General features: G+C 71.4%; 21 protein-coding genes and 1 pseudogene. 9 read left to right on the top strand and 13 right to left on the bottom strand.

The genetic code is table 11. The annotated features are described in order from the left end of the window. Window positions 1–679 precede the first annotated feature (679 nt). The 3 genes from B1H29_RS24890 (at window position 680) to B1H29_RS24880 (ending at window position 4039) form a co-directional block, all read left to right on the top strand. On the top strand, window positions 680–1159 hold the full coding sequence (locus B1H29_RS24890) for a cupin domain-containing protein (protein WP_055416818.1): 480 nt from the start codon (window positions 680–682) through the stop codon (window positions 1157–1159). 111 nt (window positions 1160–1270) lie between these two features. After that, entirely contained in the window at window positions 1271–2770 is a 1500-nt protein-coding gene (locus tag B1H29_RS24885) for an alpha/beta hydrolase (protein ID WP_055416819.1), read from the top strand. 45 nt (window positions 2771–2815) lie between these two features. Beyond that, window positions 2816–4039, top strand: coding sequence for an IS4 family transposase (locus B1H29_RS24880; RefSeq protein WP_055416240.1), 1224 nt, complete (start codon window positions 2816–2818; stop codon window positions 4037–4039). A 187-nt stretch (window positions 4040–4226) separates the two neighbouring features. Here the strand turns inward: B1H29_RS24880 and B1H29_RS40235 are convergent. Beyond that, window positions 4227–4466: pseudogene (locus B1H29_RS40235) on the bottom strand (hypothetical protein); the annotation flags it as partial. 62 nt (window positions 4467–4528) lie between these two features. After that, the gene (locus B1H29_RS24870; protein WP_055416820.1) at window positions 4529–5491 is read right to left on the bottom strand and encodes an NAD(P)-dependent alcohol dehydrogenase; all 963 of its coding nucleotides are present in this window, start codon (window positions 5489–5491) and stop codon (window positions 4529–4531) included. A 79-nt stretch (window positions 5492–5570) separates the two neighbouring features. Between B1H29_RS24870 and B1H29_RS24865 the strand changes: the two genes are divergently transcribed. Next, complete coding sequence (locus tag B1H29_RS24865) at window positions 5571–6236, top strand: TetR/AcrR family transcriptional regulator (protein WP_234392953.1); 666 nt, start codon at window positions 5571–5573, stop codon at window positions 6234–6236. Between the two features lie 119 nt (window positions 6237–6355). Here the strand turns inward: B1H29_RS24865 and B1H29_RS24860 are convergent, their stop codons facing one another. The 9 genes from B1H29_RS24860 to B1H29_RS24820 all read right to left on the bottom strand — a co-directional run bounded on the left by B1H29_RS24860 (window position 6356) and on the right by B1H29_RS24820 (window position 17312). After that, window positions 6356–7024 (bottom strand): response regulator, encoded by a 669-nt coding sequence (locus B1H29_RS24860; protein ID WP_055416822.1) that lies wholly within the window; start codon window positions 7022–7024, stop codon window positions 6356–6358. Then, a complete protein-coding gene (locus B1H29_RS24855; protein WP_055416823.1) occupies window positions 7021–8295 on the bottom strand; it encodes a sensor histidine kinase in 1275 nt (424 codons plus the stop codon). Before B1H29_RS24855 ends, B1H29_RS24860 begins: the two co-directional genes overlap by 4 nt. A gap of 67 nt (window positions 8296–8362) precedes the next feature. Then, window positions 8363–10453 carry an MMPL family transporter gene (locus B1H29_RS24850; RefSeq protein WP_079160441.1) on the bottom strand — a complete coding sequence of 697 codons (2091 nt, stop codon included), beginning with the start codon at window positions 10451–10453 and terminating at the stop codon, window positions 8363–8365. 145 nt (window positions 10454–10598) lie between these two features. Further along, window positions 10599–11714, bottom strand: coding sequence for a hypothetical protein (locus tag B1H29_RS24845; RefSeq protein WP_055416825.1), 1116 nt, complete (start codon window positions 11712–11714; stop codon window positions 10599–10601). Between the two features lie 73 nt (window positions 11715–11787). Next, on the bottom strand, window positions 11788–12768 hold the full coding sequence (locus B1H29_RS24840) for an SCO2521 family protein (RefSeq protein WP_055416826.1): 981 nt from the start codon (window positions 12766–12768) through the stop codon (window positions 11788–11790). Window position 12769: 1 nt separating this feature from the next. Beyond that, on the bottom strand, window positions 12770–13735 hold the full coding sequence (locus B1H29_RS24835; protein WP_055416827.1) for an SCO2522 family protein: 966 nt from the start codon (window positions 13733–13735) through the stop codon (window positions 12770–12772). Further along, window positions 13732–14637, bottom strand: a complete 906-nt coding sequence (locus tag B1H29_RS24830) for an SCO2523 family variant P-loop protein (RefSeq protein ID WP_055416828.1) — start codon at window positions 14635–14637, stop codon at window positions 13732–13734. Before B1H29_RS24830 ends, B1H29_RS24835 begins: the two co-directional genes overlap by 4 nt. A gap of 2 nt (window positions 14638–14639) precedes the next feature. Then, the gene (locus B1H29_RS24825; RefSeq protein ID WP_055416829.1) at window positions 14640–16484 is read right to left on the bottom strand and encodes an SCO2524 family protein; all 1845 of its coding nucleotides are present in this window, start codon (window positions 16482–16484) and stop codon (window positions 14640–14642) included. A gap of 54 nt (window positions 16485–16538) precedes the next feature. After that, complete coding sequence (locus B1H29_RS24820) at window positions 16539–17312, bottom strand: SCO2525 family SAM-dependent methyltransferase (RefSeq protein WP_055416830.1); 774 nt, start codon at window positions 17310–17312, stop codon at window positions 16539–16541. Between the two features lie 256 nt (window positions 17313–17568). Here B1H29_RS24820 and B1H29_RS24815 point away from each other — a divergent pair, with 256 nt between their 5' ends. Next, the gene (locus B1H29_RS24815; RefSeq protein ID WP_055416831.1) at window positions 17569–18111 is read left to right on the top strand and encodes a GNAT family N-acetyltransferase; all 543 of its coding nucleotides are present in this window, start codon (window positions 17569–17571) and stop codon (window positions 18109–18111) included. Window positions 18112–18175: 64 nt separating this feature from the next. Here B1H29_RS24815 and B1H29_RS24810 read toward each other — a convergent pair whose 3' ends face one another. Next, the gene (locus tag B1H29_RS24810; RefSeq protein ID WP_055416832.1) at window positions 18176–18871 is read right to left on the bottom strand and encodes a TerB family tellurite resistance protein; all 696 of its coding nucleotides are present in this window, start codon (window positions 18869–18871) and stop codon (window positions 18176–18178) included. A 184-nt stretch (window positions 18872–19055) separates the two neighbouring features. Continuing rightward, window positions 19056–20777, bottom strand: a complete 1722-nt coding sequence (leuA, locus tag B1H29_RS24805; RefSeq protein WP_055416833.1) for a 2-isopropylmalate synthase — start codon at window positions 20775–20777, stop codon at window positions 19056–19058. Window positions 20778–21128: 351 nt separating this feature from the next. Here leuA and B1H29_RS24795 point away from each other — a divergent pair, with 351 nt between their 5' ends. From B1H29_RS24795 to B1H29_RS24780, 4 genes are all read left to right on the top strand, one after another. Next, window positions 21129–22199, top strand: a complete 1071-nt coding sequence (locus tag B1H29_RS24795; RefSeq protein WP_055416834.1) for a M4 family metallopeptidase — start codon at window positions 21129–21131, stop codon at window positions 22197–22199. A gap of 21 nt (window positions 22200–22220) precedes the next feature. Next, the gene (locus B1H29_RS24790) at window positions 22221–22487 is read left to right on the top strand and encodes a protealysin inhibitor emfourin (protein ID WP_055416835.1); all 267 of its coding nucleotides are present in this window, start codon (window positions 22221–22223) and stop codon (window positions 22485–22487) included. A gap of 57 nt (window positions 22488–22544) precedes the next feature. Then, window positions 22545–23879, top strand: a complete 1335-nt coding sequence (locus B1H29_RS24785) for a GH1 family beta-glucosidase (RefSeq protein ID WP_055416836.1) — start codon at window positions 22545–22547, stop codon at window positions 23877–23879. A 301-nt stretch (window positions 23880–24180) separates the two neighbouring features. Beyond that, window positions 24181–26340, top strand: coding sequence for a PhoH family protein (locus B1H29_RS24780; protein WP_055416837.1), 2160 nt, complete (start codon window positions 24181–24183; stop codon window positions 26338–26340). Window positions 26341–26345: the final 5 nt, after the last annotated feature.

Raw genomic sequence — 26345 nt, 5'->3', positions numbered from 1 at the left:
AGCGGCCCGGGAAAGTGGTGGCCCAGGCACGCCGGCCCCTCCCGCCGACTGCGTACGCACCCGGCGCGGGGGGGCGCGACGGCTCCGCTGGCGGCACGCCACGCCGTCTCGGCGGCCAACGCCAGAAGGCAGCAAGGCCCCGGGGGTGGGACCCCTCTGAAATGGATGACACTTCGGGCCGAAGTGTCATCCATTTCAGAGGGGTCCCACCCCCCCGCCCCTCCGCAATCCGCTCCTCACCACACACCACACACGCACCCCCCACCACTCACGACCCACCACCCACCACCGCAAGCCGCCAAGCCCACCCGGCGTGCTGGCGAGACGCGGACGCGCCCCCGCACACCGGACACGTACACAGCCGACGCAAGGGATCTCACCGGCCGGGCCACCCGCTCTCCCCCGGCCGCCCGCACGCTTCTCACCCGTGCTGGAGCGAGCCGGGTCAAGGGGCGGCCGCAGGCCGATCGCCGAAGGCGACGCGGAGCGCCCTTGACGCGGGTCGCGGAGGCACGACACTGGCCAAGAAGCGGGCGGCCCCACGGCCACTCCACCAGCGGACGGTCCGACGACCTACGCCTCTCGCCCCGCCCCTCTCGATCTCTCGGACGATGACCGGAGGCGCCCTCGTACGCAAGAGTTGCCCCGCAGACCCGCAAACGAACAAAGGGGGCATCCCATGTCGTACCCGGAGCCGCGCTACCTCGGCGAGAAGGGCGAGATCAACGCCGTGTTCAGGGGCGCCGACACCCCGCCCGACATCGTGGCGCCCAACGGCACCACCACCCACTACCTCGCGAGCCACGCCTCCACCGGAGGGGAGTTCGGGCTGTACAAGGTCGACATGGGGCCCAAGGCGCCCGGCGCCAAGACTCATTTCCACCGGAGCATCTCGGAGTCCTTCTACGTCCTGTCGGGCGAGGTCGAGCTCTACAACGGCGAGCGCTGGGTCACCGGACGGCAGGGAGACTTCCTGTACGTGCCGGTCGGTGGGCTGCACGCCTTCAAGAACGACAGTGACGAGCCCCTGTCCATGCTGATGCTGTTCTCGCCGGGCGCCCCGCGCGAGGAGTACTTCGAGCGCGTCGCCGAGTTCGCGCAGCGGGGCGGCGAGGAGTTGCGGGAGTTCCAGGTCAGGCACGACAGTTTCTTCGTCTGACAGCCCCGGCCGGTCCGGGAGAACCCTGAGCCGCGCACTGGGGTAATCCCCCCTCTGTTTCAGGTTGTTGCCCGGATGGGGAGACCCCCGCAGGTCCGCGAGGCTCGTCGCATGACGCAGCGCACGCGCACCCTCCGCAACGCCGCCCTCCTCGGCGTGTCCACCGCCCTCCTCGCCGCCACCGCGCCCGTGACCGCCTCCGCGGCCACGGGCGGCCCGCCCGGGACCGAGCCCCTCGCCTGGACCGCCTGCGAGGGCGCCACCGTCGACCCCCGACAGCGGTGCGCCACCCTCCAGGTCCCCATGGACTACTCCGACCCCGGCGGTCCACGGATCGACATCGCCGTCTCGCGCATCCCCGCCGAGGACCCGCACGCCCGGCGCGGGAGCCTTCTGCTCATCGCCGGCGGGCCCGGCGGCTCCAGCCTCAACGACCCGTCGGGAAAGGGGCGGAAGCTGCCAAGGGACGTCCGTGACACCCACGACCTCATCGGGTTCGCACCGCGCGGGCTCGCCCCTTCCACCCCCGTCGACTGCGGGCTGGAGCACGCGGACCTCGCCACCTCCAGGCTCCGCCCCTGGCCCGCCCCCGACGGTTCGGTGGACGCGAACATGGTCACCGCCCGGCGCGTGGCCGACGCCTGCGCACGCAACGGCGGAGAACTGATCCGGCACCTCAGCACCGCCAACGAGGCCCGCGACATCGACCGGCTCCGGGCCGCGCTCGGCGAGCGGAAGATCTCCGCGTGGGGAGTGTCGTACGGGACGTACGTCGGTGCCGTGTACGCGCAGCTCTTCCCGCACCGCACCGACCGGATCGTGCTGGACAGCCTCGACGACCCCGACCCCGCCCGGGTCAACCGCGCCTGGCTCGCCGGGCACGAGCAGGGGGTGGAGGACACCTTCCCGCACTTCGCCGCATGGGCGTCGCGGCCCGGCAACCCGGACCGCCTGGCGCACCGGGCCGCCGACGTACGGCCGCTGTTCCTGCGGCTGGCCGCCCGGCTCGACCGGGAACCGATCCCGTGGCCCGGGGCCAACCCCGAGGAGCTGACCGGCAACGTGCTGCGCCAGACCATGCTGGACAGCCTCGCCGCCCCCAGCCGCTACCCGACGCTCGCCAAGCTGATGCGGGCCGCGCGGCAGGGCACCGTCCCGCCCGCGCCCCAGGCGCCGCCCGAGACCGTGCTGCAGAACGTGACCGCCGTGGGAGCCGGGACGCTCTGCAACGACGTCGCCTGGCCGAAATCCGCCGCCGAGTACCAGGAGGACGTCACCGAGAGCCGCGCCGAGTACCCGCTGACCGCCGGCATGCCCCGCAACGCCATGCTCTGCGCCGCCTGGCCGTACCCGCCGCGCGAGGCGCCGGTGCGGATCACCGGCCGGGGGCCGTCCAACGTGCTGCTCGTCCAGAACGAGCGGGACGTCAACACCCCGCTCAGCGGCGCCCTGAAGATGCGGGAGGCCCTCGGCCGACGGGCGGTCATGGTCACCGTGGACTCCACCGGCCACGACGCCTACCTCGCCAACGGCAACGCCTGCGGCGACCACGTCGTCTCGCACTTCCTGGCGACCGGGCAGCGGCCGGACGCGGACACCTACTGCGACTAGGACCAATGCCGGTGACTTAGACGGCTGTGCCTCGTTGTCTGCTGTGTGGCGAGGGTGGGGCAGGTCAGGGCGCCTGCGGATGAGCGGTTGTCGGACCGGATCGCGATCGGGGTGCTGACGCAGGCGTTTCCGCCTCATCTGGTCGATGAGGTGATCGCCGAGAGCGGCCGGACCGAGCAGCGCAGCCGTCTGCTGCCGGCGCGGGTGGTGGTCTACTTCGTTCTCGCGATGTGCCTGTTCTTCGGGCAGGGATACGAGGAGGTCGCCCGGCTGCTGGGCGAGGGGCTCGGTGATGGGCGGCGGTCGTGGCGGGTGCCGACGACCGCCGCGATCGGGCGGGCACGCCGGCGTCTGGGCACAGAACCGTTGAGGGCATTGTTCGCCCGGGTCTGCCGGCCGGTGGCCGTGCCCGAGACGGCGGGTGCCTGGTACCGGCACTGGCGTCTGGTCGCGGTGGACGGCACGACCTTGGACGTGGCGGACACGGCGGCCAACGAGGAGTTCTTCGGCCGCCATGCCTCGACGCGCGGAGCAGCCGCGTTCCCGCAGGCACGGCTGGTCGCGCTGGCGGAATGCGGCACCCACGCGGTGTTCGGGGCCGTCATCGGTCCGCAGTCGGCGAGCGAGCAGAAACTCTCCCGGCAGCTGTTCCCCCAGCTTCAGGAAGGGATGCTCCTGCTCGCCGACCGGGGCTTTTACGGATTCGAGTTGTGGCAGGCCGCCCGGGACAGCGGCGCGGACCTGCTGTGGCGCGTGCGCAAGAGCGCGGTCCTGCCTGTCACCCAGGTCCTCGGCGATGGCTCCTACCTCAGCACGGTCCATGCCGAAAAGGACCGCAGGAGCCGCCGCAACCCGGTGGTGGTCCGGGTGATCGAGTACACCCTCGCCCGCACCGGCGACGCCACCGTCTACCGCCTGCTGACCAGCCTGCTCGATCCAGAGGAAGCACCCGCGCGGGAGCTGGCCGCGCTCTACGCCCAGCGGTGGGAGATCGAGACCACGCTGGACGAGATCAAGACTCACCAACGCGGCCCGAAGCTCATCCTGCGCTCGAAATACCCGTGGGGTGTGGAGCAGGAGATCTACGGCTTCCTCTTGGTGCACCACGCCGTCCGGCAGTTGATGCACCAAAGCGCCCTGCGCGAGGGTCTGGACCCTGACCGCCTGTCCTTCACCCGGTCCCTGCGGATCGTGCGCCGCCAGGTCCCGGCCCAGGCGGCGTTTTCCCCCCGGCCGACTCGCCCGGGCACTGGCCCGCACCCTGGCTGAGATCGCCGAACGCCTCCTGCCCCCACGCCGCCACCGCACCTGCCCCCGAGTGATCAAACGCAAGATGTCCAACTGGCCGCTCAAACGGGCCGAGCACTCCAACTGGACACCACCCGCACCGGACACCGTCACCATCACTCGGCAGGACAGAACTTAAGTCACCGGCATTGGGCCTAGACGAGCTGTTCTCCATAGATGCGAAGCCTTTGTCCGCGATCACCAGCAGTCCGGGACGGTCGGTGACCGCCTCTGGCTCGCGATCCAGCACCGCGGTGAGCACCTCGCGCTCGTCGATCTTCGGGTTCGCCAGCGCCCACAGGCCGGAATCCGCCAACTTCGGTGGCCTGCCCAGCCATCGGGTTTCTCCGATCTCGTCGTCGATCTTCACGTGCAGTGCGGTCAGCAGGGTGTCCAGGTCATTCATCAGAGAATGGTCCTGGACACCCTCATCACGCTTCCGGACGCGTCGTCAGCTTCGGGACGACTCGTCTAGTCGATGCGCACGACATGCTTGCCGCGCACGCCGCCCGCCTCCAGCGCACGATGGGCGGCCGCGATGTCCGCCAGAGGGAAGACCGTGTCTACGACCGGACGAAGCATGCCCTGCTCGACGTATGACGTCAGTTCGGTGAAGAGCTCGGTCTTCGGGTTGCCGCTGAAGAAACGCGCCCGGCTGCGGCCGTGCACGGCGCTGGCCAGGAGATAGCCGAGAGAGGCGGCGATCCGGTCGGCGTCGAAGGCGATGGCCACCATACGTCCACCCGGGGCGAGGAGCCTGCGGTAGGCGGGTAGATCCTTGCCCACGGTGTCCAGGACAACGTCGTAGTGGCCGAGGTCGGTCGGCGTGGTAGATCGGTAGTCGAGCGCCTCGTCGGCGCCCAGCTCGCGGACCAGGGCCAGGTTGTCCGCGCGGGCAAGCCCCGTGACACGAGCTCCCATCACCTTTCCCAACTGAACTGCCACATTGCCCACACCTCCGGCCGCACCGCGCACCAGGAGACGCTCGCCGGGACGCAGTCGCGCCTTGTCCCGCAGGGCGGTGATGGCTGTGGTGCCCACGGGCAGCGCGACAGCGTCGACGGGGTCAAGCCCCTTGGGGCTCCGGGAGATCTGCTCCGGTCGGACGACGACGTACTGTGCCGCACTGCCGAAGCCGGAGGAGCGCGCCATGACGCCCCAGACTTGATCCCCAGGGGCGAGTCCGGCGGCGGGAGAGCCGAACCCGGCTATCTCTCCAGCGAAGTCCAGGCCGGTGCGCAGCGGGAACTTCCTGCCGGTGAGCAGCCTGAGCCGACCAGCGCGGGCATACAGCTCACCGCCGTTGATGCTCATCGCGCCGACCTTCACCAGCACTTCGCCGGGCCCGGGCACGGGCTTGGGCACCTCGCCCACGTACAGCACCTCGGGGCCGCCGAAGCGGTCGTACAGTGCGGCTCGCATCATCTCGGTCATGTCGTACACCTCGCCGTAATCGCTGTCTGCGATCGACCGTACGACGGTAAGTGGATACCATCGTCCACTTGAGTCGGAGGTGAGAGAGATCGAAGCGAAATCCACTCGGTTGCGCGCAGACGCCGAGCGCAACCGGCAACGGATCGTAGAGGCCGCCCGCGAGGCCGTCACCCGGCACGGGGTTGAGGTACCGATGGCGGCCATCGCGCGGAAGGCCGGGGTGGGCGTCGCCACGCTCTACCGCCGCTTCCCGACCCGCTCCGAACTGATCAGGGAAATCTTCGCCGACCAGCTCGACGCGTGTACTGCGGCCCTCGTCGAAGCACTGGACGACCCGGATCCATGGCACGGTTTCTGTCACGTGATCGAGAAGGTGTGCGCTCTGCAGGCAGCCGAGCGCGGCTTCACGGAGGCGTTCCTCAACGCTTTCCCGGACGCGGCCGCGGACCATTCCCGGCGCCGGCTGCAGGGCGAGCACGGATTTACGGCCCTGGTCAGACGGGCGCAGAGCGCGGGAGCGCTGCGGAAGGACTTCCATCCCTCGGATCTGACGGTCGTACTGCTCGCGAACAATGCGCTCGGCGCCACACCCGACCCCGCAGCGGCCTCACGGCGCCTGGTTGGCTATCTGCTCGACTCCTTTCGCGCCGACGGCGCGCACACGCCGCTGCCGCCGCCGACCGGCCTCGCCCTAGGGCATCTGCTGCCTGCCGGGAACCGCGCCCGGCAGGGCAACAGCGGGTGACGCTGCATCGGCAAGAACCGGACGTCAGCCGGATCCATCAGGTCCGCCCGCGGAGATTCCCGCGCACTGCGCGGCGCCCACCAGCGGGCGGACACGGCACTCGGGTCGCAATAGCTCGTCTAGCGGACTCCCGGCGTCACCAGCCCCGACTCGTAGCCCACGATGACCAGTTGGGCCCGGTCACGTGCGCCCAGCTTGCCCATGATGCGGCTGACGTGGGTCTTCGCGGTGAGTGGGCTCAGTCCCAGGGAGTCGGCGATCTCCGTGTTGTTGAGGCCGCGCGCGACGAGCGTGAGCACCTGGCGCTCGCGGTCCGACAGGCAGTCGGGGCCGCCACCGCCCGCCACGGGCGCCGAGGGGCTGCGCAGGAAGCGCTCGATCAGCCGTGCCGTCGGGCCTGGCGACAGGAGCGCGTCGCCCGCCGTCACGGTGCGGATGGCGTCGAGGAGTTCGGCGGGCTTCGTGTCCTTGACCAGGAAACCGGAGGCGCCCGCGCGGAGGGCCGCCACGATGTTGTCGTCGGTGTCGTAGGTGGTGAGGACCAGCACCCTCACGCCCGCGAGGTCCTCGTCGGCCGCGATGAGCCGGGTCGCCTCGATGCCGTCCAGGTCGGGCATCCGGATGTCCATGACGACGAGGTCGGCGCGCTCGGCGCGGGCCAGTTCCACGGCCTGGCGGCCGGTGCCCGCCTCGCCGACGACCTCCATGTCCGGGGCCGACGCGACGAGCAGGGCGAACGCGGCACGGACGAGGTTCTGGTCGTCCGCGAGCAGCACGCGTATGGTCATCCGTCTCTCTCCGGGGTCACGGTGGTCAGGGGCGCGGCGGGTGCCGAAGGCGCCGCGGGCGTCGGCAGGACCGCCGTCACCTCGAAGCCGCCGGCGCCCCCGTCCCGCGGCCCGGCGTCGAGTGTGCCGCCCACGCTGCGGGCGCGTTCGCGCATGCCGACCAGGCCGAAACCGGGGGTTCCGTGGGGGTCGGGCCCGGTGCCGTCGTCGGTCACGGCCAGGCGCAGGGCGCCCCGCTCGGCGTGGACCTCGACGCGGACGGACGGCTTTGGGCCCGCGTGCCGTACGGCGTTGGTCAGCGCCTCCTGCACGATGCGGTAGGCGGCGGCGCCGACCGCGGGCGGGACGCCGTCGGCGCGTACCGACAGGTCGACCCGCGCTCCGGCGAGCCGTGCGGCCTCGGCCAGGTCGGCCAGGCCGTGCAGTCCGGGCAGCGGGCCGCGGGCGTCGGGGGCGTCCTGCTCCCGGAGGACCTCCAGCGTGGTGCGCAGTTCGCCGCGCGCGTTCCGGCAGGTCTCGGCGATGTCGTCGAGGGCCTTGGCGACGGCGGCCCGGTCCAGGCGCCCGGGGTCGGCGGTCAGGACGTGGGCGGCGACGGAGGTCTGCACGCCGATGAGGGTGATGCTGTGGGCGAGCAGGTCGTGCAGGTCCCGGGCGACGCGCAGGCGCTCCTCGGCGACGCGGCGCCGGGCCTCCTCCTCACGCGTGCGTTCGGCGCGCTCGGCGCGCTCGACGATGGAGGCGACGTAATGGCGGTAGTAGCGGACGTCGATGCCGCAGAACAGGACGGCGACGACCCAGCCGGTGATCCGGAGCAGCTCGGTCATGCCCTCGGGGTTGGTGAGGGCGTTCATGGTCAGCCCCAGGCCGATGACGACGGCGCCGGTGACCAGGGTGCGGCGCACGGTGCCGGTCGTGGCGATCGTGTAGAGGGCCACCATGGTCGCGGGCACGGGCGCCGAGTGGTTGTGGTCGAGGGCGTGGAAGGCGGCGATCGGGGCTGCCGCCAGGCAGAGCACCAGCAGGGGGCGTTGCCTGCGCCGTGCCAGCGGCGCGTGACCGGCGACCAGCAGGGTCCAGCCCACCGCGTCCGGGCGGCGGCCCTCGTCGGTGAGCAGCGCGATGCAGGCCGCCGCGGTGAGGAGGGCCGCGGCGAGCAGGGTGTCGTTCCGGTCGCGGTGCGGGGCGGCGAGCGGGTCGCGGTTGATGGCGGCCATGATCCGCTCGCCGGCGCGCGGCGGCCTGGACGCTGCCTCGGTGGTTGGCTGCACGCGTCCATCCTCCGTGACGGGCGCGCCCCGCCGGGAGAGGAGGGGCGCACTCCGGTCCTCGGGTGCCTCAGACACCGACGGGCTCCCGCTCCCCCGCCGGCGCCGGCTCCTCGGGCGCCCGGGACAGCCGGCCCGGCCACCACACCCGGCGGCGCAGGGCGACGCTCGCGCTGGTGACCAGGTAGGTGCGGACGAGGAAGGTGTCGAGGAGGACGCCGACCGCGATGACGAAGCCCAGTTCGACGAGTTGCACCATCGGCATGTTGGTGAGCACCGCGAAGGTGGCCGCGAGGACGAGCCCGGCGGAGGCGATGACGCCGCCGGTGGTGCGCAGCGCGGTGAGCGCGGCCCGCGTGGGTTCGGCGCCGTGCAGGGACTCCTCGCGCATGCGGTGCATCAGGAAGATGCCGTAGTCGACGCCGAGGGCGACCAGGAAGACGAAGGACAGCAGGCCGAGGCCCGGGTCGGTGCCCTCGAAGCCGAAGAGGGGCCCGAAGACGAGTCCGCCGATGCCGAGGGCGGCGCCCCACACGGCGACGACGGCGGCGACCAGGATCAGCGGCGCGACCAGGGACCGCAGGAGGACGATCAGGATCAGCAGGACCGACAGCAGCACGAGCGGGACGACGATGACGGTGTCCCGGGCGTTGGTGTCCTCCAGGTCGATCTGCTGGGCGCTGGGGCCGCCGACGTAGGAGCCGTCCAGGGTGTCGCGCAGGGCGTCGATGGTGGCGGTCTCGGCCGCCGACTGGGGCGGTGCGGAGGCCAGTACCGTCAGTTCGGTCCAGCCGCCGCCGCTGCGGCCCCGCTCGGCGCTCTTGACGCCCCGGGTCCCGCGGGCCTCGGCGAGGGCGGCGTCGGCGCGGTCGGTGGGGGCGATGACGGTGACGGGCTGGGTGCCGCGCTCCGGGTAGGCGGCGGCGAGGGTCTCCATGGCGGCGATCGCCTCGGGCCTGGTGGTGAAGGAGTCCTCCTGCTTGAGGGAGCCGGGCAGGTTGAACGAGCCGAGGGCGAGTGCGCCGAGGAGTACGGCGCCGCCGGCGAGTACGGCACGCGGCCGGCGTTCGGCGGAGCCGCCCATCGCGGTGAACAGCGACCCGCGGGTCTTGGGCGTGCTGCCGTGACGGGGTACGAGGGGCCAGAAGACGCGGCGGCCGAGCAGGACCAGGAGTGCCGGCAGCAGGGTCAGCATGGCGGCCAGCGCGCACAGCACGCCGACGGTGCCGAGCGGTCCCATGCCCCGGCTGGAGTTGAGGTCGGCGGCGAGCAGGCAGAGCAGTCCGGCGGCGACGGTGCCGGAGGAGGCGAGCACGGCGGGGCCGCAGCCGCGCAGGGCGGCGGCCATGGCGTCGTGCGGCCGTTCGACGCGGCGCAGTTCCTCGCGGTAGCGGGAGATCAGCAGCAGCGCGTAGTCGGTGCCGACGCCGAAGACGAGGATGGTCATGATGCCGGTGCTCTGGCCGGAGACCGAGGTGCCCAACCCCTGGTTGAGGCCGTAGGCGACGCCCATGGAGAGGTAGTCGGCGATTCCGGCGACGGCGAGCGGGACCAGCCACAGGAACGGGCTGCGGTAGATGAGGATCAGCAGGAGGGCCACGACGGCTGCGGTGGTGTAGAGCAGCGGGCCGTCGAGGGAGTTGTAGACCTCGGCCGCGTCGGTGGCGAGGGCGCCCGCGCCGCCGACCTCGACGCTCAGCCCGTCGCCGCCCTCGGCGACGTCCCGTATGGCGTTGACCAGTGCGTTGCGGGCCTCCTCGTCCTGGCCGGGTTCGGTGCTGGCGACCGGGTACACGAGGGTGGTGCCGTCCTTGGACGGGATGCCGGCCGGCCGGTCGGTGAGCCGGTGCGCGCCCGCGATCTCGGCGATCTGGTCGGCGGCGGTGGCCTTGTCGGCGGCGGTCAGTCCGGCGTCGCGGTGGTAGACGACGACCGTCTCGGTGGCCTCGCCGCCCGGCAGTCGGTCCTGGATCCTGGCCACCCGGGTCGAGTCGGCGCTCGCCGGCAGGTAGTCGACGGCGCGGTCGCGCTGCACGTCCGACAGTCGCGACGCGAACGGCGAGGCGATCGCCAGTACGGCGATCCACAGTCCGAGCACCAGCCAGGGCACGGCCCGTCGCCGTCCCCCGCCCGCTCCCCCACTTGTCCTTGCTGCCCCCATGTGCCGGGCTCCCCTCCGGTCGGATGTCTGGGTGGGTCTCCAGACTTCCGGCGGCGGGGAGCCGACGCGTCGGGCGCGAGGGCGAGCCGGCGGCTACTGCCCGGGGTGGCGCCCGGCCGCCGTTACTCCCCGGGGAGTACGGGTGTCAGGCCCGGTCCACCATCCAGTTGCCGTCCTCCTCGGCGTCGACCCGCACCTCGAGTTCGCGCAGGCCCATGCCCGCGTCCCAGAGTTCCCTGAAGCGCTTCAGCCGGTCCCTTACGTAGTCCTGGCGCGCGGTGAGCCGGGTCCTGACGTTGACGTCGCGCAGGTCCTGCTCGATCTCGAACGACACCTCCTCGTCGTAGAGGATGAAGTCGTTGGTGGTGCCGCGCTGGAGGTGCGGGGGCAGTTCGGGCAGGACCGCCGCGCGTACGTCGATGCGGCGCAGTTCCTGCTCCTCGCACAGCCGCAGCAGCCGGTCGTCGAGTTCCCGGGCGCTCTCCAGCAGGAACAGCCGGCGTACCGACACGCCCTGTTCGTCGATCGCCGCCTGCTGGGCGTCGAGGTAGCGTCCGGCGGGCTCGCTGTTCCAGAACTCCCGGTCGACGGAGGTGCTGGTGGCGCAGATGGAGTGTTCGGCGGCACGGGTGAGGGTGAGCATCCAGTCGTGGTTCTCGCCGGGGCACTCGGCGCTCTGGTTGGTGAGGTCCGCCATGTGGCCGACCACCCGGGCCATCTCCAGGTGGACGAAGGTGTGCAGGATCGAGGGTTCCGGCAGCAGTACGTCGGCGAAGCCCTTGGCCAGCTCGGGCACGCTGTCGACGCGGACCCGGTCGAGCTGCGGGTGGGCCTCGGAGGACCGGTGGTCCACCTGGGTGACGTGGGTCTCGACGAGCTGCTTCACGTCCTCGGTGTGCCGGGTCAGGCCGGTTTTCAGCTCGTCGTCGTACCGGTTCAGTCCTTCTCGTACGGCGGCGGTGTTCTCGGCCAGCGCGCTCTCCACCCGGCGGGTGTGCTCTTCCAGAGGCGGGTGCCCCGGGCGCGGGGCCAGGCCGAGGAGGTACTGGACCAGCACCGCGGCGCCGGCGCAGAGCACGGCGGCCGCGAACTGCCGCAGCGTGCCGTCCTGTGGGCTCAGCAGTGCGGTGACGCTCCAGAAGAGGCCGCCCACGACGAGGGCGACCAGCAGCATGCGTGCCCATGGGGACTCGCCCCTCAGGTCGGCCGGGCCCGTCGTGCGGGCCGTGTCGTCGGGCTGGGGTGACTGTGCCGTGCTCATCTCGCTTCTCCCCCCGTTGGGATACGCGTCGGATCGGGGTGCGGGGATGTGCGTGGGAGGTGCCGGCGCCCGGTCAGGGAACCGCTTCCACCTCCCGGTGGGGCGCGGGAATGGCGTGCAGCGTGAGCTGGTCGCGGATGCGCTGCACCAGGGCCTGCCACTGCCGGGTGAAGCCGGGCCGTTCCTCCAGCGGGTCCCACAGCGGGGCCAGTTCCCCGGCCACCCTGGCGCGGGGCATCCACAGGTGCAGCAGGTGGTCGACGGCCGGACGCAGCGCTTTGACGACGGCGGTGGCGTCCTCGGCGGCTCCCGCGCCCAGGCGGAGGCCGTCGAGCATGCGGACGACGGTGGTGAGCAGCCAGTCGTGCAGGGCGAGGTCGTCGCAGAGCGCGGCGAGACCGGCGCCGGTGACCTGCTCGGGCACCCGCAGGCGCACGGTGCGCAGTTCCTCCTCGGCGAGGGTGAACCGTTCGATGGACGGTCCGGCGCCCGGGTCCGCGGGCAGGGCGACCCAGCGCAGCCGGGTGGGGCGGGACCGGAAGGGCGGGCGCTGGTCGAGCAGGGCGTGGCGCAGCAGCCGGGTGAGCAGCCCGTCGGCGATCAGCCCGACGTCGAGGTCGCCGTGGCGCGGGCCGCCGAGCACGCCCCGCGCGACCGCCTCGTGGCTCGGCCTGCCGAGCGGTTCGACCACACCGGGGCGTACCAGGTACTCGCCCCACGGCCGCCGCTGGTCGGGGCCGGTGGCGGGGAGGCGGAAGTGGGCGGAGGTCTGCAGGACGCGCCCCTCGGTGAGCGCGGCGTGCGCGGTGACGGTGCCGACCGCGCGGATCCGGGCGCCGTTGGCACTGGGCAGCGGGCAGTCGACGCCGGTGAGGGTGTCGGGGGAACGCGCGTAGAGGCCCGGGCGTTCGGAGAGCAGGACGCGTTCGTCGGCGCGCAGGGCCAGGAGCTGGGCGGCGGACCGGCTGTCGAGGGCCTGCCGGGCGGGCAGCAGGCAGGTGCGGACCTCGCCGCAGGCGAGTACGGCGCGCGGTGTGCTCTCCCGCGGCGCCACGTCAGAGCCCCGGGTAGTAGACGTAGGAGACGCGGTCGGCGACCGAGTCGGGGACGGGCGTGCGTTCGCGGCCGGAGCGTTCGGTGACCTGGGCCAGTGCTCCCGGGTCCACCTCGATCTGGTCGAGGATCACGCGGACGGCGTGCTCGACGGGGAGGAACCGGGTGGGCAGGACCGAGCAGGTCCGGTAGGCGGCGAAGGGGTCCGCGCGGTCGTTGAGCCGCAGCAGGGCGGGCAGTTCGTCCCAGTCGTCGGGGAAGCCGGTGGCGGTGTGCGGCTGGGGGACGAGGACGGCCTCGCCGCCGTTGCGCAGGAGCCCGAGGCGGGCGAGCTGCCACACGGCGGCGAGGAAGGGGCAGGACCAGGTGCGGTGCCCGTCGGCGTCGTCGCTCCACAGTTCGACGTCGAGGAAGACGGAGTGCCGGCGGGCGGCGGTCTCCCGGGGCGGCTGCCAGGCGGCGGCGCGCTTCATCGCCTGCGGGGCGCGGGCCACGGGGCTGCGCTCGCCGTTGGCCAGCCAGCCGGTCTGCGCGGCGGGCGGGCGCAGGCCGTAGCTGCCGGGCGGCGGCGACTCGACGATGCGGCCGGCCACCGCCTCGGCGACGGGCACCTTGCCGGTCACCGCGCAGCCGGACTCGCGGGCCAGGTAGTCGATGTCCAGCCCGGCCCGCTCGGCCTGGGCGAGCAGCATGGGGACGACCTCGGCGGGGGTGGCGAAGCGGGTGAAGTAGTCGTCGATGAGGAAGCAGGTGCTGATCCGGGCGCGTTTGCCGCCGGTCCGGGCGGTGGCGGCGGTGCGGGCGGCGTCCACCCAGGGGCGTACTTCGGTGAAGTGCCGGCGCAGGCGTTCGGGGCCGGCCTCGAAGTCCTCCATGTAGAGGTGGCCCAGCTCCAGGGAGAGGTGGGCCAGCGGCACCGACTGGGTGCGTGGCTCGGCGGCGGTCTCCCGGAACACCGCGTCCGTCATGGCCGCCCCCAGTGCGAGTCGTCCGTCAGGCGCCGGGCGATCTCCTCCAGCGCTTCCAGGGTCTCCTTGTTGGCGATCTGGGTGGAGAGCACGTCCTCTTCGGTGATGAGCTGCTCGCGCCACTGGAGTATGGGCTCCAGCGGTACGACGCTGTCGCCGATGCGGTGCTCGGCGGCGAGGCGGCGCAGCGCCTCGTCGCAGGCCTGCATCCAGGCGGCCTGGGCGGGCGACCCCTGGGACCACAGCGGCGAGTCGGGGTCGGGGACGGCGGCCCGCACGAAGCGGATCGCGGCCCGCAGGCTCTCCTCGTCGTGCCCGCGTTCGACGCCGCCGCCGATGATGCCGTGGCCGGCGTGGACGAGTCCGGAGGCGGCGATGACGTGCTGCCGGGTCCAGCGGTGGAAGACGAGCCAGCGGAAGGGGACGTTGCGCATCCGGGGGTGGGCGGTGGCGGCGAGGACCATGTCGACGGCGTAGCTGCGGCCGGCGCTGAGGTCGACGACGGTGACGTCGAACTCGCCGTTGAGCCGCAGCAGCAGGTCGATGCAGCGCTCCAGGGACTCCTCGCCGGTGGCGAACTCGCCGCCGCCGGCGTCGCCGGGGAACAGGACGAGGCGGCCGGACTGGTTGGGGCGGGCGCGCAGCAGGGGGTGCTCGGTCTGCCGCCAGACGTCGATCCTGGCGGGCTCGGCGGCCTCGCCCTCCAGGTAGGAGTGGAGGCCGCGTTCCTCGGTGCCGCGCATCGCGCCGGGCACGTCGAAGACGGCGGCGGCGGTGGGCGAGCCGAAGTCGAAGTCCACGTAGGCCACGTGGTCGCCGGTGAGGGCGCGCTGGTAGGCCAGGTTGGCGCTGGTCACCGAGCGCCCCGTGCCCCCTTTGTCGGAGGCGGCGAAGACGAGCACACTCACACCTCCTGGGCGGCGGCGCCCCTGGCCTGGGCCAGGGTGTCGAGTTCCCGGAGGACGGGCAGGGCCAGGGCGAAGGCGGTGGCGGGCCGGTCGTCGACGAGGCCGCGGGCGTGGTCGAGGCGGCTCTCGATGCTCCGCATGGCCCGGGCTCTGCTGCCGTCGGGGGCCGCGGAGGCCTCGAGTTGCTCCCTGCCGAACAGGTGGGTGGCCTCGCTGAGCAGTTCGCGGGCCAGTTCGGCGAGTTCGGGGCTGCGGATGGGCTGCTGCTCGTACAGGTTGCGGGCGGCGACGAGGCATTCGGTGACGCGCTCGGTGATGCTCCAGGACATGCGCGAGCCGACGTCGTGTGCCTCGGGGAAGACGGCCCGGACGTTGTCCCACAGTCCGGGGCCGTCTTCGTCGTCGATGCGCCGTGACCACAGGTGCTCGAAGGTCTGCTCGGACAGACGCAGCAACCGGTCCTGCGCGCCGATGTTCCGGGAGAGTTCGGCGAGTTGGATGCTCCGCTTGAGGAGCTGCGCCGAGAAGTCGGGCATGCGCCACAGCAGTTGCCCGCCGGTGCGCTCGGACCCAGCGAGCGGCATGGTGACGCCCGGGTTGTGCAGCCGGATGGTGGGGTCCCCCCTGGTCATGCGGCTGGTGATCCGGGCGCGGTCGGCGAGGCGCTCCATGACCGCGACGGTGCGGGTGAGGTCGTCGTCGGTCGCCTTCCGGCGGATCAGGTCGTGGACGACGATGGCCGCGACGGTCAGGGAGAAGTACTCGGACTCCAGGCGCAGGCCGGTGGTCTGCCAGGGCAGGTCCTCCAGGGGCCAGCGTTCGGTGCCGAAGCGGGCGATCGCGGACCAGTACTGCTGGCTGAGTTCCCAGCGCAGGCGCAGTGCCTCGGCGAGTTTCTGCTGGTCGGCGTCGAGCAGGCCGAGGGTGAGGGTGCGGTCGGAGAACAGGTCCTGGATGCCGTCGAGGGCGACGACGGTGAAGTACACGTAGGGCAGCCGGTCGGCGATGCCGGCGGGCTGGCCGGGGACCGGGACGCCGAGGTCGGTGATCTCCGGGGCGTCCTGCACGACGCCCCAGGCCCACCCGCACTCGAAGAGCTGGCTCTCGTCGCGGATGCCCTCGTCGACCTCGATGCCGCGGCTGAGGCTCTCGATGATGGTGGCGCGCAGGGGGCGTAACCTGCGGGAGAACTGCTGCAGGACGGCCCGGTCGGACTGTCTGCCCTGTCCCACGACCTGGATCAGCCGCCTGCCCTGTTCGGACTCGGCGTCGAAGACGTTGACGGTGAAGGAGCGCAGCAGGCTGACCATGGCGGCGGTCAGCCGGGCGTTCGTGGCCTGTCTCAGCTCGGTGATCGCCCTGCGCACCTCGGGGCGGGTCGTGGTGCCCTCGTAGACCTTGAGGAATCCGAGGGTGGCGAGGCAGAGCGTGACGGACATGGAGTAGGAGTCGACCACGCCCAACTGGCTCTGCTCGTGCGTGATCTCACCGCCGGGTTCGGCGGGCCGGAAGTAGTGTCCGCCGGCGAAGGTGGGGCTGTCGTCCGTCCCGGTGTGGGTGCGCATGAACTGGGTCAGCGCGCTGATCAGGTTGGGCGGGATCTCCAGCCGGCTGCCGACCCGGTCCAGCGCGCGCAGGACGTCGCGTTCGGTGGTGTCCGGCTGGTCGAGGCGGAAGGCGGGGACCTCGGTGGCCGGATAGAGCAGGCAGAGCAGGCGTTCGGCGTCCGCGACGCTGCTCAGCCCGTCGGCGTCACCCCACAGGAGTTTCCCGTCGTCGAACGAATGACGGGCCATGGCCTGCCAGATCTCCAGCATGTGCTGGCGTGGCTTGATCTGCATCCCCGCACCCCTCGTACAGATCTCGTTGCCCTGTGTTCAGCATGGTCCCCGTTCCTACGGGACGGCAACCTCCGAATTGCGCCGCCCCAGGGCGAGGATCATTCCCTCGTGTCCCGGCCGCACCATGTGGTGCAGATCGTGGATTTCCAGCTCTCCGGTGAACGGTTCCAGGCTCTCCCTGACCCGGTCCTCGTTCACCCGGTAGGCCGGGTAGTCGTGTTCGCCGACGCGGTAGCCGACCGACTCCTTCATGAAGGCGGCGGCGAACGGCGCGCCCGCGCTGAGCGCGTTCATGAAGCACCGCACTCCCCGGTGGAACTCGTCGGGGCACTCGGACATCGAGTCGGCGACGAAGAACATGGTCCCGACGCCCCAGCGCCGGTGCCCGTGCTCCAGGTCGAACAGGTTGCCGCGCTCCACCCGGACGATCTCGCTGACCAGGTTCTTCGGTTCGACGGCGCGGTACGCGGGCGACTCGCGCAGCACTTCCCAGAAAGCGTCCCAGGCGGTGTCGTACCCGCCCGGGGAGACCTGCTTCTCCAGGTATTCGACGTTCGGTTGCGCGTATTCCAGCAGGAGCACCTTTTCGCACCACGGCAGCATGGAGAGCGCGGGGTAGAGATTGGCACCGGCCCCGACGTCGACGCCCCGCACCGATTCCGGAACGCCCCCGGTGAAGCAGCGGCCGAAGTAGTCGCGCATCAACCGGACGATCAAAAGGTCGGCTTCGAGCGGCGTGCGGTAATTGTTGTCGACGTACACCTCTGGATCGAACTGCGACCAAGGTGCGTCGGCGTTGCGATCCATAATCACCCTGCCGCGTTCCATTCGATTCCGAACAAGCCCCAGTGTCGTGCACGGTAGGCCACCAGGACAGGTCGAGACAGCCGGGAACACGCCAGTCCTCTTACGCCGGGCGCACGTCCGGCGCACCGACGCACACCCGAACTCGCCCTTGCACAGGGGAAGTTGGAAGCTCACTCTAGCCAGAAGCAGTCACCGGCCGCCACATGAAGCCTCATTCCTTCGTGGGCGGCGCCGGTGTCGTCGAGTTGACGTCCGCATGTCCTGACTGGGGGGTGGCATGACCGCCGAACCGCTGGAACGCTCCTTGGACCGCCACGAGCAGCTCACCGGGCCCGATCCCCGCCCGGACGCCCTGCCACTGGTCCTGCGGACGGCACGGGAGACCGACCTGCCCGAACTGCGGCGGCTCGACGAGGAGGTCTTCCAGGAGGTCGCCTATCCCGGTTTCCTCCTGCGCCAGCTCTTCGACATGTACGAGGAGCACTTCCTGGTGCTCGACGACGGCACGGGCCGGCTGCGCGGCTATGTGCTCGCCGCCACCCGGGCGATCGGCGCGGACAGTTGGATCCTCGGCCTGTGCGTCACCCTGGACCGGCGCCGGCACGGGCTGGGCCGGGAGCTGATGAGGGAGGTCCTGACACGGCTGCGCCGGGACGGCATAGGGGTGGTCCGCCTCACCGTGGAACCCGCCAACCTCGCCGCGATCCTGCTCTACCGCTCCCTGGGTTTCCGGCCCGAGGAACCCGACGGCGGCCTGCGCCCGGACTACTTCGGCCCGGGCATGCACCGCCAGGTCATGCGGCTGGACATCCCCGCGTAGGGCCTGACGTCCGGACATGCGCGTGCCACGCCCCGCGACGCCGGCACGGTGCGAACGGCAGGTCCTAGGAGGGCGTGCCGGCCGACTCCAGCAGGCGGGTCACGTCGTCGGAGCAGAGGGTCAGGGCCGCGCCGACCGTCGCCAGGGCATCCCGTTCGGCGGGGGTGTAGGGGCCGTCGGCCAGGGCGATGCGGGCGCCCTGGAGCAGGATCGATTCGCGGCCGACGGCGGCGAGGTGCGGGGCCAGCGGGTCCAGCGCCTCGTGCAGCTCTATGGCCAGGCCGGGTACGCAGGGCTCGCCGCGGACCCGGCCGGTGTCCGCCTCCAGTGCTTCGACCAGCGCGTTGAGCTGGTCCTCGGTGCAGTCCTCGAAGCCGGCCGCGCGCACCGCGACGGCCGCCGTCTCCAGTGCCGTACGGGAGCAGGTGCCGCCCGCGGCCAGGACCGCGAGGGCGACGGTGTGGACGGCGTCGCGGAGCATCGCGGAGAAGCGGGTGGTGGTCGGGTGGTCGAGGACGTCGGTGCCGAAGTGGCGGCGGCAGGCCGCGCACTCGACGGTCGGCGCCGACTCGCCGCGCGGCAGCACGGGCACGCCGAGCAGGGTGAAGCGGCGGCGGCCGGTGAGCCGCTGGTAGTTGCGGTCGCCTCCGCAACCGGGGCAGAAGAACTCGCCGTCGCCGACGGGTGTCCACGCGGTGCGTGTGCCCAGGATGCGCGGCAGCCGGGCAGCTCGGCCGTTTCGTCCCGGTCCAGGCAGCACGTCGCACCTCCGTAACCGCGCGGCAGCATCGTCGCGCTTGCGTGATGTTAGCCACATCACCGACGCGGAGTCAGTACCCGGGAAGAGACCTTTCCGTGACCTGCACACGGATATGGCCGGTATACGACGGGGCCCCGCCCGCCGTTCTCCGGCGAGCGGGGCCTCAAACCGCCGATTCGGCTGGTCAGCGAGCCGCTCGGTTGACGGCCGAGACGACCGCCTTCAGCGAGGCGCGCGTGGTGTTCGCGTCGATTCCGATGCCCCACAGCACCTTGTCGCCGATGGCGCACTCGATGTAGGAGGCGGCCTGCGCGGAGGCGCCCTCACTCATCGTGTGCTCCTGGTAGTCCAGCAGGCGCACGTCGATGCCGACGCCCTGCAGCGCGTGGAAGAACGCCGAGATCGGGCCGTTGCCGGTGCCGACCAGGGTGGTCGCCGCGCCGTCGACCGTGGCGTCGACGGTGAGGGTGTCGATGCCGTCGCGGTCGGTCGTGGTCTGGCCGTTGGCGACCTGGATGCGGCCCCAGGGGTTGTCCGGGTTGGGCAGGTACTCGTCCTGGAAGACCTCCCAGATCGCCGTCGGCGTGATCTCGCCGCCCTCGGCGTCCGTCTTGGCCTGGATCAGCTTGGAGAACTCGATCTGCATCCGGCGCGGCAGGTCCAGCTTGTGGTCGTTCTTCAGGACGTAGGCGATGCCGCCCTTGCCGGACTGCGAGTTGACGCGGATGACCGCCTCGTAGGAGCGGCCGACGTCCTTGGGGTCGATCGGCAGGTAGGGGACGGCCCACTCGATGTCGTCGACGGTGACGCCCTTGGCCTTCGCGTCGGCCTCCATGGCGTCGAAGCCCTTCTTGATGGCGTCCTGGTGGGAGCCGGAGAAGGACGTGTAGACCAGGTCGCCCACGTACGGGTGGCGCGGGTGGACCTCCATCTGGTTGCAGTACTCCCACGTGCGACGGATCTCGTCGATGTCGGAGAAGTCGATCTGCGGGTCGACGCCCTGCGAGAACAGGTTCATGCCCAGGGTGACCAGGTCGACGTTGCCGGTGCGCTCGCCCTGCCCGAACAGGCAGCCCTCGACGCGGTCGGCGCCGGCCATGACCGCCAGTTCGGCCGCCGCCACCGCCGTGCCGCGGTCGTTGTGCGGGTGCACGGACAGCACCACGTGCTCGCGGCGGGAGAGGTTGCGGTGCATCCACTCGAAGCGGTCCGCGTGGGTGGAGGGCGTGGAACGCTCCACGGTGGCGGGCAGGTTGAGGATGATCTCGCGGCCGGGACCGGGCTGGTAGGTGTCCATCACCGCCTCGCAGACCTCCAGCGCGAAGTCCAGCTCGGTGTCGGTGAAGATCTCGGGGCTGTACTGGTATCCGAACTCGGTCTCCGGGCCCAGCAGCTTCTCGGCGTACTCCATGACCAGCCGGGTGCCGTCCACGGCGATCTGCTTGATGTCGTCCCTGGAGCCGCGGAAGACGACCCGGCGGAAGACGGGCGCGGTGGCGTTGTACAGGTGGACGGTGGCCCGCCTGGCGCCCTGCAGGGACTCCACCGTGCGCTCGATCAGGTCCTCGCGGGCCTGGGTCAGTACGGAGATGGTCACGTCGTCGGGGATGGCGTCCGGGTCCTCGATGATCGACCGTACGAAGTCGAAGTCGGTCTGCCCGGAGGCCGGGAAGCCGACCTCGATCTCCTTGTAGCCCATCTTGACCAGCAGGTCGAACATCGCGCGCTTGCGGGCGGGCGACATGGGGTCGATCAGCGCCTGGTTGCCGTCGCGCAGGTCGGTGGAGAGCCAGCGGGGGGCGGTGGTGATGCGCCGGTCGGGCCAGGTGCGGTCGGGGATGTCGACCTGCTCGTACCCGCGGTACTTGGCGGTCGGCATGGAACTGGGCTGCTGGCGGTTGGCCATGATGGCGTGGGCTCCTCGTGATGTCCGCGGTGTGCGCGACGTCCGCGACGTCCGCGTGTTCCGGAAGGACGGCCGACGGCACCACCGAGCTCCGCGGGGAGGGAGTCGGCCTCTACAGGCCCTCGCCGCGGCAGCTAAGGAGAAGCAGCCCGAAACGCATGATGCCCAGCACCTTAGCCGAGTCACGCCGGTCACGCGGGTCCGTATCAGTATGCGGGACCATGGAGGGAACCGGGACAAAAAGTGCCGTATACCACTCCCAGCCCGCCGCGAGGCCGTCCTGGCGCCGCTTTTCATCAATCGTGGTTGCGGGTGGTGACAGCGACGTCACGCAGTGCAAGGGTGCCGAACATGACGACATACGGGGGCTTCGAGCCCGTCTTCTGCACCATCGTGCCGCCCCACGTCCTCGACAAGCTCGCCCAGCACGAGGACCCCGTGCTCGCCGGACCCGCCCGCCGGACCCTCCAGCGCGACGCCTTCGAGCGCACCCACCGCTCGCTGACCACGGTCATCGGCGCCCCCGCCGTCGCCCCGCGCGCCGGCGCCGAGCCCGAGAAGCCGCAGCGCACCGTCTTCGACGCCCGGCACGGCACCGACCTGCCGGGCAGGAAGGTGCGCGGCGAGGGCGAGGAACCCGGCAAGGACGCCACCGTGAACCGCGCCTACGCGGGCCTCGGCGCCACCTTCGAGCACTTCCTGAAGGTGTACGGGCGCAACTCCATCGACGGCGCCGGACTGCCGCTGGACGCGACCGTGCACTACGACCGCGAGTACAACAACGCATTCTGGAACGGCGAGCAGATGGTCTTCGGCGACGGCGACGGCGAGGTCTTCCTCGACTTCACCATCCCCCTCGACGTCATCGGCCACGAGCTGACCCACGGCGTCACCCAGCACACCGCCAACCTGACCTACTACGGCCAGCCCGGCGCCCTCAACGAGTCGGTGTCGGATGTCTTCGGCGCCCTCATCAAGCAGTACTCACTCGGCCAGACCGCCGCCGAGGCCGACTGGCTGATCGGCGCCGGGCTGCTCGCCCCGCGCGTCACGGGGGTGGCGCTGCGCTCGATGAACGCGCCGGGCACGGCCTACGACGACGACGTCCTCGGCAAGGACCCGCAGCCCGCGACGATGGACGACTTCGTGCGCACCGGCCGCGACAACGGCGGCGTCCACATCAACTCCGGCATCCCCAACCACGCCTTCCACCTCGTCGCCACCGCGCTCGGCGGACACGCCTGGGAGCGGGCGGGACTGGTCTGGTACGACGTGCTGACCGGCGGCGAGCTGGCGCAGGACGCGCTGTTCGCGGACTTCGCGACCCTGACGGTGAAGGCCGCCCGGGAGCGCTACGGCGACGCCGAGGAGCTGGAGGCGGTGCGCAAGGCCTGGGAGCAGGTCGGGGTGCGCACCCTGTAGTTCCGTACTAGACACGGACCCATGCGGATTCAGGTGAGGCGCACAGGAGGCTTCGCGGGCATCGAACGCCACGCGGAGGTCGAGACCGCGGGACGCCCCGACTCGGACGAGTGGCACGCCCTGGCGGAGCGGGCGGCCGCCGACGGACGGAGCACCCCGCCCGTCGGAGTGCCGGACGGGTTCAGCTACCAGATCACCGTGGACGGGAAGACGGTGTACGCCGCCGATCCCCGGCTGACGGACGAGCAGCGGAGGCTGATCTCGTGGGTACTGAAGGAAGGGGCGTGAGCCGGGCCCGCCGCGCGGGCGTTGACTTCGGTTACCGGGGGTACGGATGATCCGCGCATGGCGACTGATCCGAGCACGGTGACGAACCCGGTACCCCGGTTCCCGGACGGCTTCCTGTGGGGCGTGTCGACCTCGGCGCACCAGATCGAGGGCGCGGCCGGAACGCGGGGACCGTCGGTGTGGGACGTCTTCACGTCCGAGCCGGGGCGGGTGAAGGACGGCTCGACGGCGGCGGTGGCCTGCGACCACTACCACCGCTACCGCGAGGACGTGGCGCTGCTGGCGGACCTGGGGGTGGACGCGTACCGCTTCTCGGTCTCCTGGCCGCGGGTGGACTCCCCCGGCGGCCTCGGCTTCTACGACCGGCTGGTCGACGAGCTGTGCGCGGCGGGCGTCCGGCCGGTGGCGACGCTCTTCCACTGGGATCTGCCGGTGGGCCTGGACTGGCTGGAACGGGACACGGCGTCGCGCTTCGCGGAGTACGTGACGCGGGTCGCGGACCGGCTCGGCGACCGCGTCGGCAAGTGGATCACTCTCAACGAGCCCGCCGAGCACACCCTGCTGGGCCACGCCCTCGGCGTGCACGCCCCCGGCCGGAAGCTGCTGTTCGACGCCCTGCCGGCGGCCCACCACCAGCTCCTCGCACACGGCCTGGCGGTGCGGGCGCTGCGCGCCTGTGGCGCCGGGGACGTCGGGATCGCCAACTCGCACGGACCGACCTGGCCGGCGTCGGACGACCCGGCCGACCTGGAGGCGGCGGAGTTCTACGACGTCCTCCTGAACCGGCTGTTCGCCGACCCGGTACTGACCGGGCGGTACCCGGACGGCATCGGGGAGCTGATGCCGGGGGACGTGCGGGCGGACCTGGAGATCATCGGCGAGCCGCTGGACTGGTACGGCGTGAACTACTACGCGCCGGCCCGGGTGGGCGCTCCGCAGGGCGCGGAGACCGAGTCCGGCGGTCTGGCGCTCCCTGCGGAACTGCCCTTCTCGGTGCGCGAGATCGAGGGCCGGCCACTGACCGACTTCGGCTGGCCCGTCGTCCCCGAGGGGCTGACGGAACTGCTCACCGGCTTCCGCGACCGCTACGGCGACCGGCTCCCGCCCGTCGTCATCACCGAGAACGGCTGCTCCTACGAGGGACTCGACGACCAGGACCGCATCACCTACCTCGACGGGCACGTCCGCGCCCTGCACCGTGCGCTGGAGGCGGGCGTGGACGTGCGCGGCTACTTCGTGTGGTCGCTGCTGGACAACTTCGAGTGGGCGGAGGGGTACGGGCGCCGGTTCGGACTGGTGCACGTCGACTTCGCCACCCGGGAACGCACGCCCAAGGCGTCGTACGGCTGGTTCAGGGAGGTCCTGCGGGGCCAGCGGCGGCCGCCCGGATGACAGGGGCGGGCGCGGTGGCGCCGCCGCCGGACGGCCGGGGACGGGCATGGTGGCGCCGCCGCCGGACGGCCGGGGACGGCCGGTTGGCGACGACGCCGGTCACGGGCCGTCGCCGGACGAACGGGGGCGGTGTTCGCGGGGCGGATCCGGGACGTGGAGTGAACGCGGGCGGTACGCCGGGCACCGGTCGGATAAAAGACCTCGGCGCTGTCGGCGGGGAGTCGTACGCTGGAGACATCAGACACGCCAGTCACGCGGCGCACGCCGCAGAGGAGGACTTGCAGGCCTCGAGCGCCGGCCCATGACACAGACACCCTCAGCCCACACTCCCGCGCAGGGGCAGGCGAGAGCACAGTTCACCGTCCCCGCCCAGCACCCCATGGTGACCGTGCTGGGGTCCGGTGACTCCTTGCTGCGCGTGATAGAGAAGGCCTTCCCGGCGGCCGACATCCACGTCCGGGGAAACGAGATCAGTGCGGTCGGCGACACCCACGACGTCGCCCTCGTACAGCGCGTGTTCGACGAGATGATGCTGGTGCTCCGCACCGGACAGCCGATGACGGAGGACGCAGTGGAACGCTCGATCGCCATGCTCAAGGCGAGCGAGAACGGGGAGAGCGACGGCCAGGAGACCCCGGCCGAGGTGCTCACGCAGAACATCCTGTCCTCGCGCGGCCGCACGATCCGCCCCAAGACGCTGAACCAGAAGCGGTACGTCGACGCCATCGACAAGCACACCATCGTCTTCGGTATCGGACCGGCGGGCACCGGCAAGACCTACCTGGCGATGGCCAAGGCGGTCCAGGCCCTGCAGTCCAAGCAGGTCAACCGCATCATCCTGACCCGCCCGGCGGTCGAGGCCGGCGAGCGGCTCGGCTTCCTGCCGGGCACGCTCTACGAGAAGATCGACCCCTACCTGCGCCCGCTGTACGACGCGCTGCACGACATGCTCGACCCGGACTCGATCCCGCGGCTGATGGCGGCCGGGACGATCGAGGTCGCGCCGCTGGCGTACATGCGCGGCCGGGCACAACCGATCTTCACCAACGTCCTGACACCCGATGGCTGGCGTCCCATCGGTGACCTCCAGGTCGGTGACCTGGTCATCGGCTCCAACGGGGAGCCGACTCCGGTCCTGGGCGTCTACCCGCAAGGCGAGAAGGACATCTACCGCGTCGCGGCCCAGGACGGCTCCTGGACGCTGTGCTGCGGCGAGCACCTGTGGACGGTCCGTACCGCATCCGACAAGCGCCGTGACAAGCCCTGGCGGGTTCTGGAGACCCAGGACATGATCGGCAACCTGCGCGCAGCTCACGCTCGCCGGTATGAGCTGCCGATGCTCACTGCGCCAGTCCATCTCCCGGAACGCGATGTCCCGATGGACCCGTACGCACTGGGGCTGCTACTCGGTGACGGCTGCCTGACCGGCTCCACCACGCCCGCCTTCTCGACGGAGGACCCGGAGCTGGCCGTGGCCCTGGAAGCCGCGTTGCCGGGTAGCGTGCTGCGGCACCGGGGCGGCCCCGACTACGTGCTCAACAGGATCAAGTCCCCCGGCGACGTGGTCACCCTGGAAAACCCAGTCACCCGTGTGCTGCGGGAACTCGATCTGTTGCGCACTCGATCGCACACCAAGTTCGTCCCGAACGACTATCTGCAGAACTCCGCCGAGGTACGACTGGCGGTTCTCCAGGGCCTGCTCGACTCCGACGGCGGCCCAGTCACGCAGAAGGACCGTACCTGCCGTATCCAGTACACGACGACGTCGATCCTGCTTCGTGACGACGTGATTGCGCTCGTGCAGTCACTGGGAGGCGTCGCCTACACGCGTCGTCGGGTGGCCGAGGGCCGCAAACCCGGGATGGCCAGGGGCCGGGCGGTCGGTTACCGCCGCGACGCCCACAGCATCGACATCCGGCTCCCCGAAGGCATCGAGCCCTTCCGCCTCGCCCGCAAGCGGGACACGTACCGCGCTGCCGGAGGCGGCGGACGGCCGATGCGGTTCATCGACAGCATCGAGCCCGCAGGGCGGGAGGAGACCGTCTGTATCCAGGTGGCGGCCGAGGACTCACTCTACGTCACCCAGGACTACCTGCTGACGCACAACACGCTGAACGACGCCTTCATCATCCTCGACGAGGCCCAGAACACCAGCCCCGAGCAGATGAAGATGTTCCTGACCCGCCTCGGCTTCGACTCGAAGATCGTGATCACGGGTGACGTGACGCAGGTCGACCTGCCCGGCGGCACGAAGTCCGGTCTGCGGCAGGTGCAGGACATCCTCGAGGGCGTCGACGACGTCCACTTCTCCCGGCTGTCGTCCCAGGACGTCGTCCGGCACAAGCTGGTGGGCCGTATCGTCGACGCGTACGAGCAGTACGACAGCAGGAACGGCACCGAGAACGGCGGCCACAACGGCGGCCGTGCCCCCAAGCACGGTGCCAAGGCCAAGGGGAAGTAGACCAG

The sequence above is a fragment of the Streptomyces pactum genome (assembly GCF_002005225.1).
Taxonomy (GTDB): Bacteria; Actinomycetota; Actinomycetes; order Streptomycetales; family Streptomycetaceae; genus Streptomyces; species Streptomyces pactum_A.
Note: the sequence above shows the minus strand (reverse complement) of the source record. Positions and strands in the feature narration are given on the sequence as shown.

Bases quoted from the DNA above. Each gene is read 5' to 3' on its own strand.
- B1H29_RS24790 (WP_055416835.1), top strand. From the start codon at position 22,221: ATGCGGATTCAGGTGAGGCGCACAGGAGGCTTCGCGGGCATCGAACGC.
- B1H29_RS24890 (WP_055416818.1), top strand. From the start codon at position 680: ATGTCGTACCCGGAGCCGCGCTACCTCGGCGAGAAGGGCGAGATCAAC.
- B1H29_RS24815 (WP_055416831.1), top strand. From the start codon at position 17,569: ATGACCGCCGAACCGCTGGAACGCTCCTTGGACCGCCACGAGCAGCTC.
- B1H29_RS24845 (WP_055416825.1), bottom strand. From the start codon at position 11,714: ATGAGCACGGCACAGTCACCCCAGCCCGACGACACGGCCCGCACGACG.
- B1H29_RS24795 (WP_055416834.1), top strand. From the start codon at position 21,129: ATGACGACATACGGGGGCTTCGAGCCCGTCTTCTGCACCATCGTGCCG.
- leuA (WP_055416833.1), bottom strand. From the start codon at position 20,777: ATGGCCAACCGCCAGCAGCCCAGTTCCATGCCGACCGCCAAGTACCGC.
- B1H29_RS24785 (WP_055416836.1), top strand. From the start codon at position 22,545: ATGGCGACTGATCCGAGCACGGTGACGAACCCGGTACCCCGGTTCCCG.
- B1H29_RS24825 (WP_055416829.1), bottom strand. From the start codon at position 16,484: ATGCAGATCAAGCCACGCCAGCACATGCTGGAGATCTGGCAGGCCATG.
- B1H29_RS24860 (WP_055416822.1), bottom strand. From the start codon at position 7,024: ATGACCATACGCGTGCTGCTCGCGGACGACCAGAACCTCGTCCGTGCC.
- B1H29_RS24885 (WP_055416819.1), top strand. From the start codon at position 1,271: ATGACGCAGCGCACGCGCACCCTCCGCAACGCCGCCCTCCTCGGCGTG.
- B1H29_RS24850 (WP_079160441.1), bottom strand. From the start codon at position 10,453: ATGGGGGCAGCAAGGACAAGTGGGGGAGCGGGCGGGGGACGGCGACGG.
- B1H29_RS24780 (WP_055416837.1), top strand. From the start codon at position 24,181: ATGACACAGACACCCTCAGCCCACACTCCCGCGCAGGGGCAGGCGAGA.
- B1H29_RS24820 (WP_055416830.1), bottom strand. From the start codon at position 17,312: ATGGAACGCGGCAGGGTGATTATGGATCGCAACGCCGACGCACCTTGG.
- B1H29_RS24870 (WP_055416820.1), bottom strand. From the start codon at position 5,491: ATGACCGAGATGATGCGAGCCGCACTGTACGACCGCTTCGGCGGCCCC.
- B1H29_RS24835 (WP_055416827.1), bottom strand. From the start codon at position 13,735: ATGACGGACGCGGTGTTCCGGGAGACCGCCGCCGAGCCACGCACCCAG.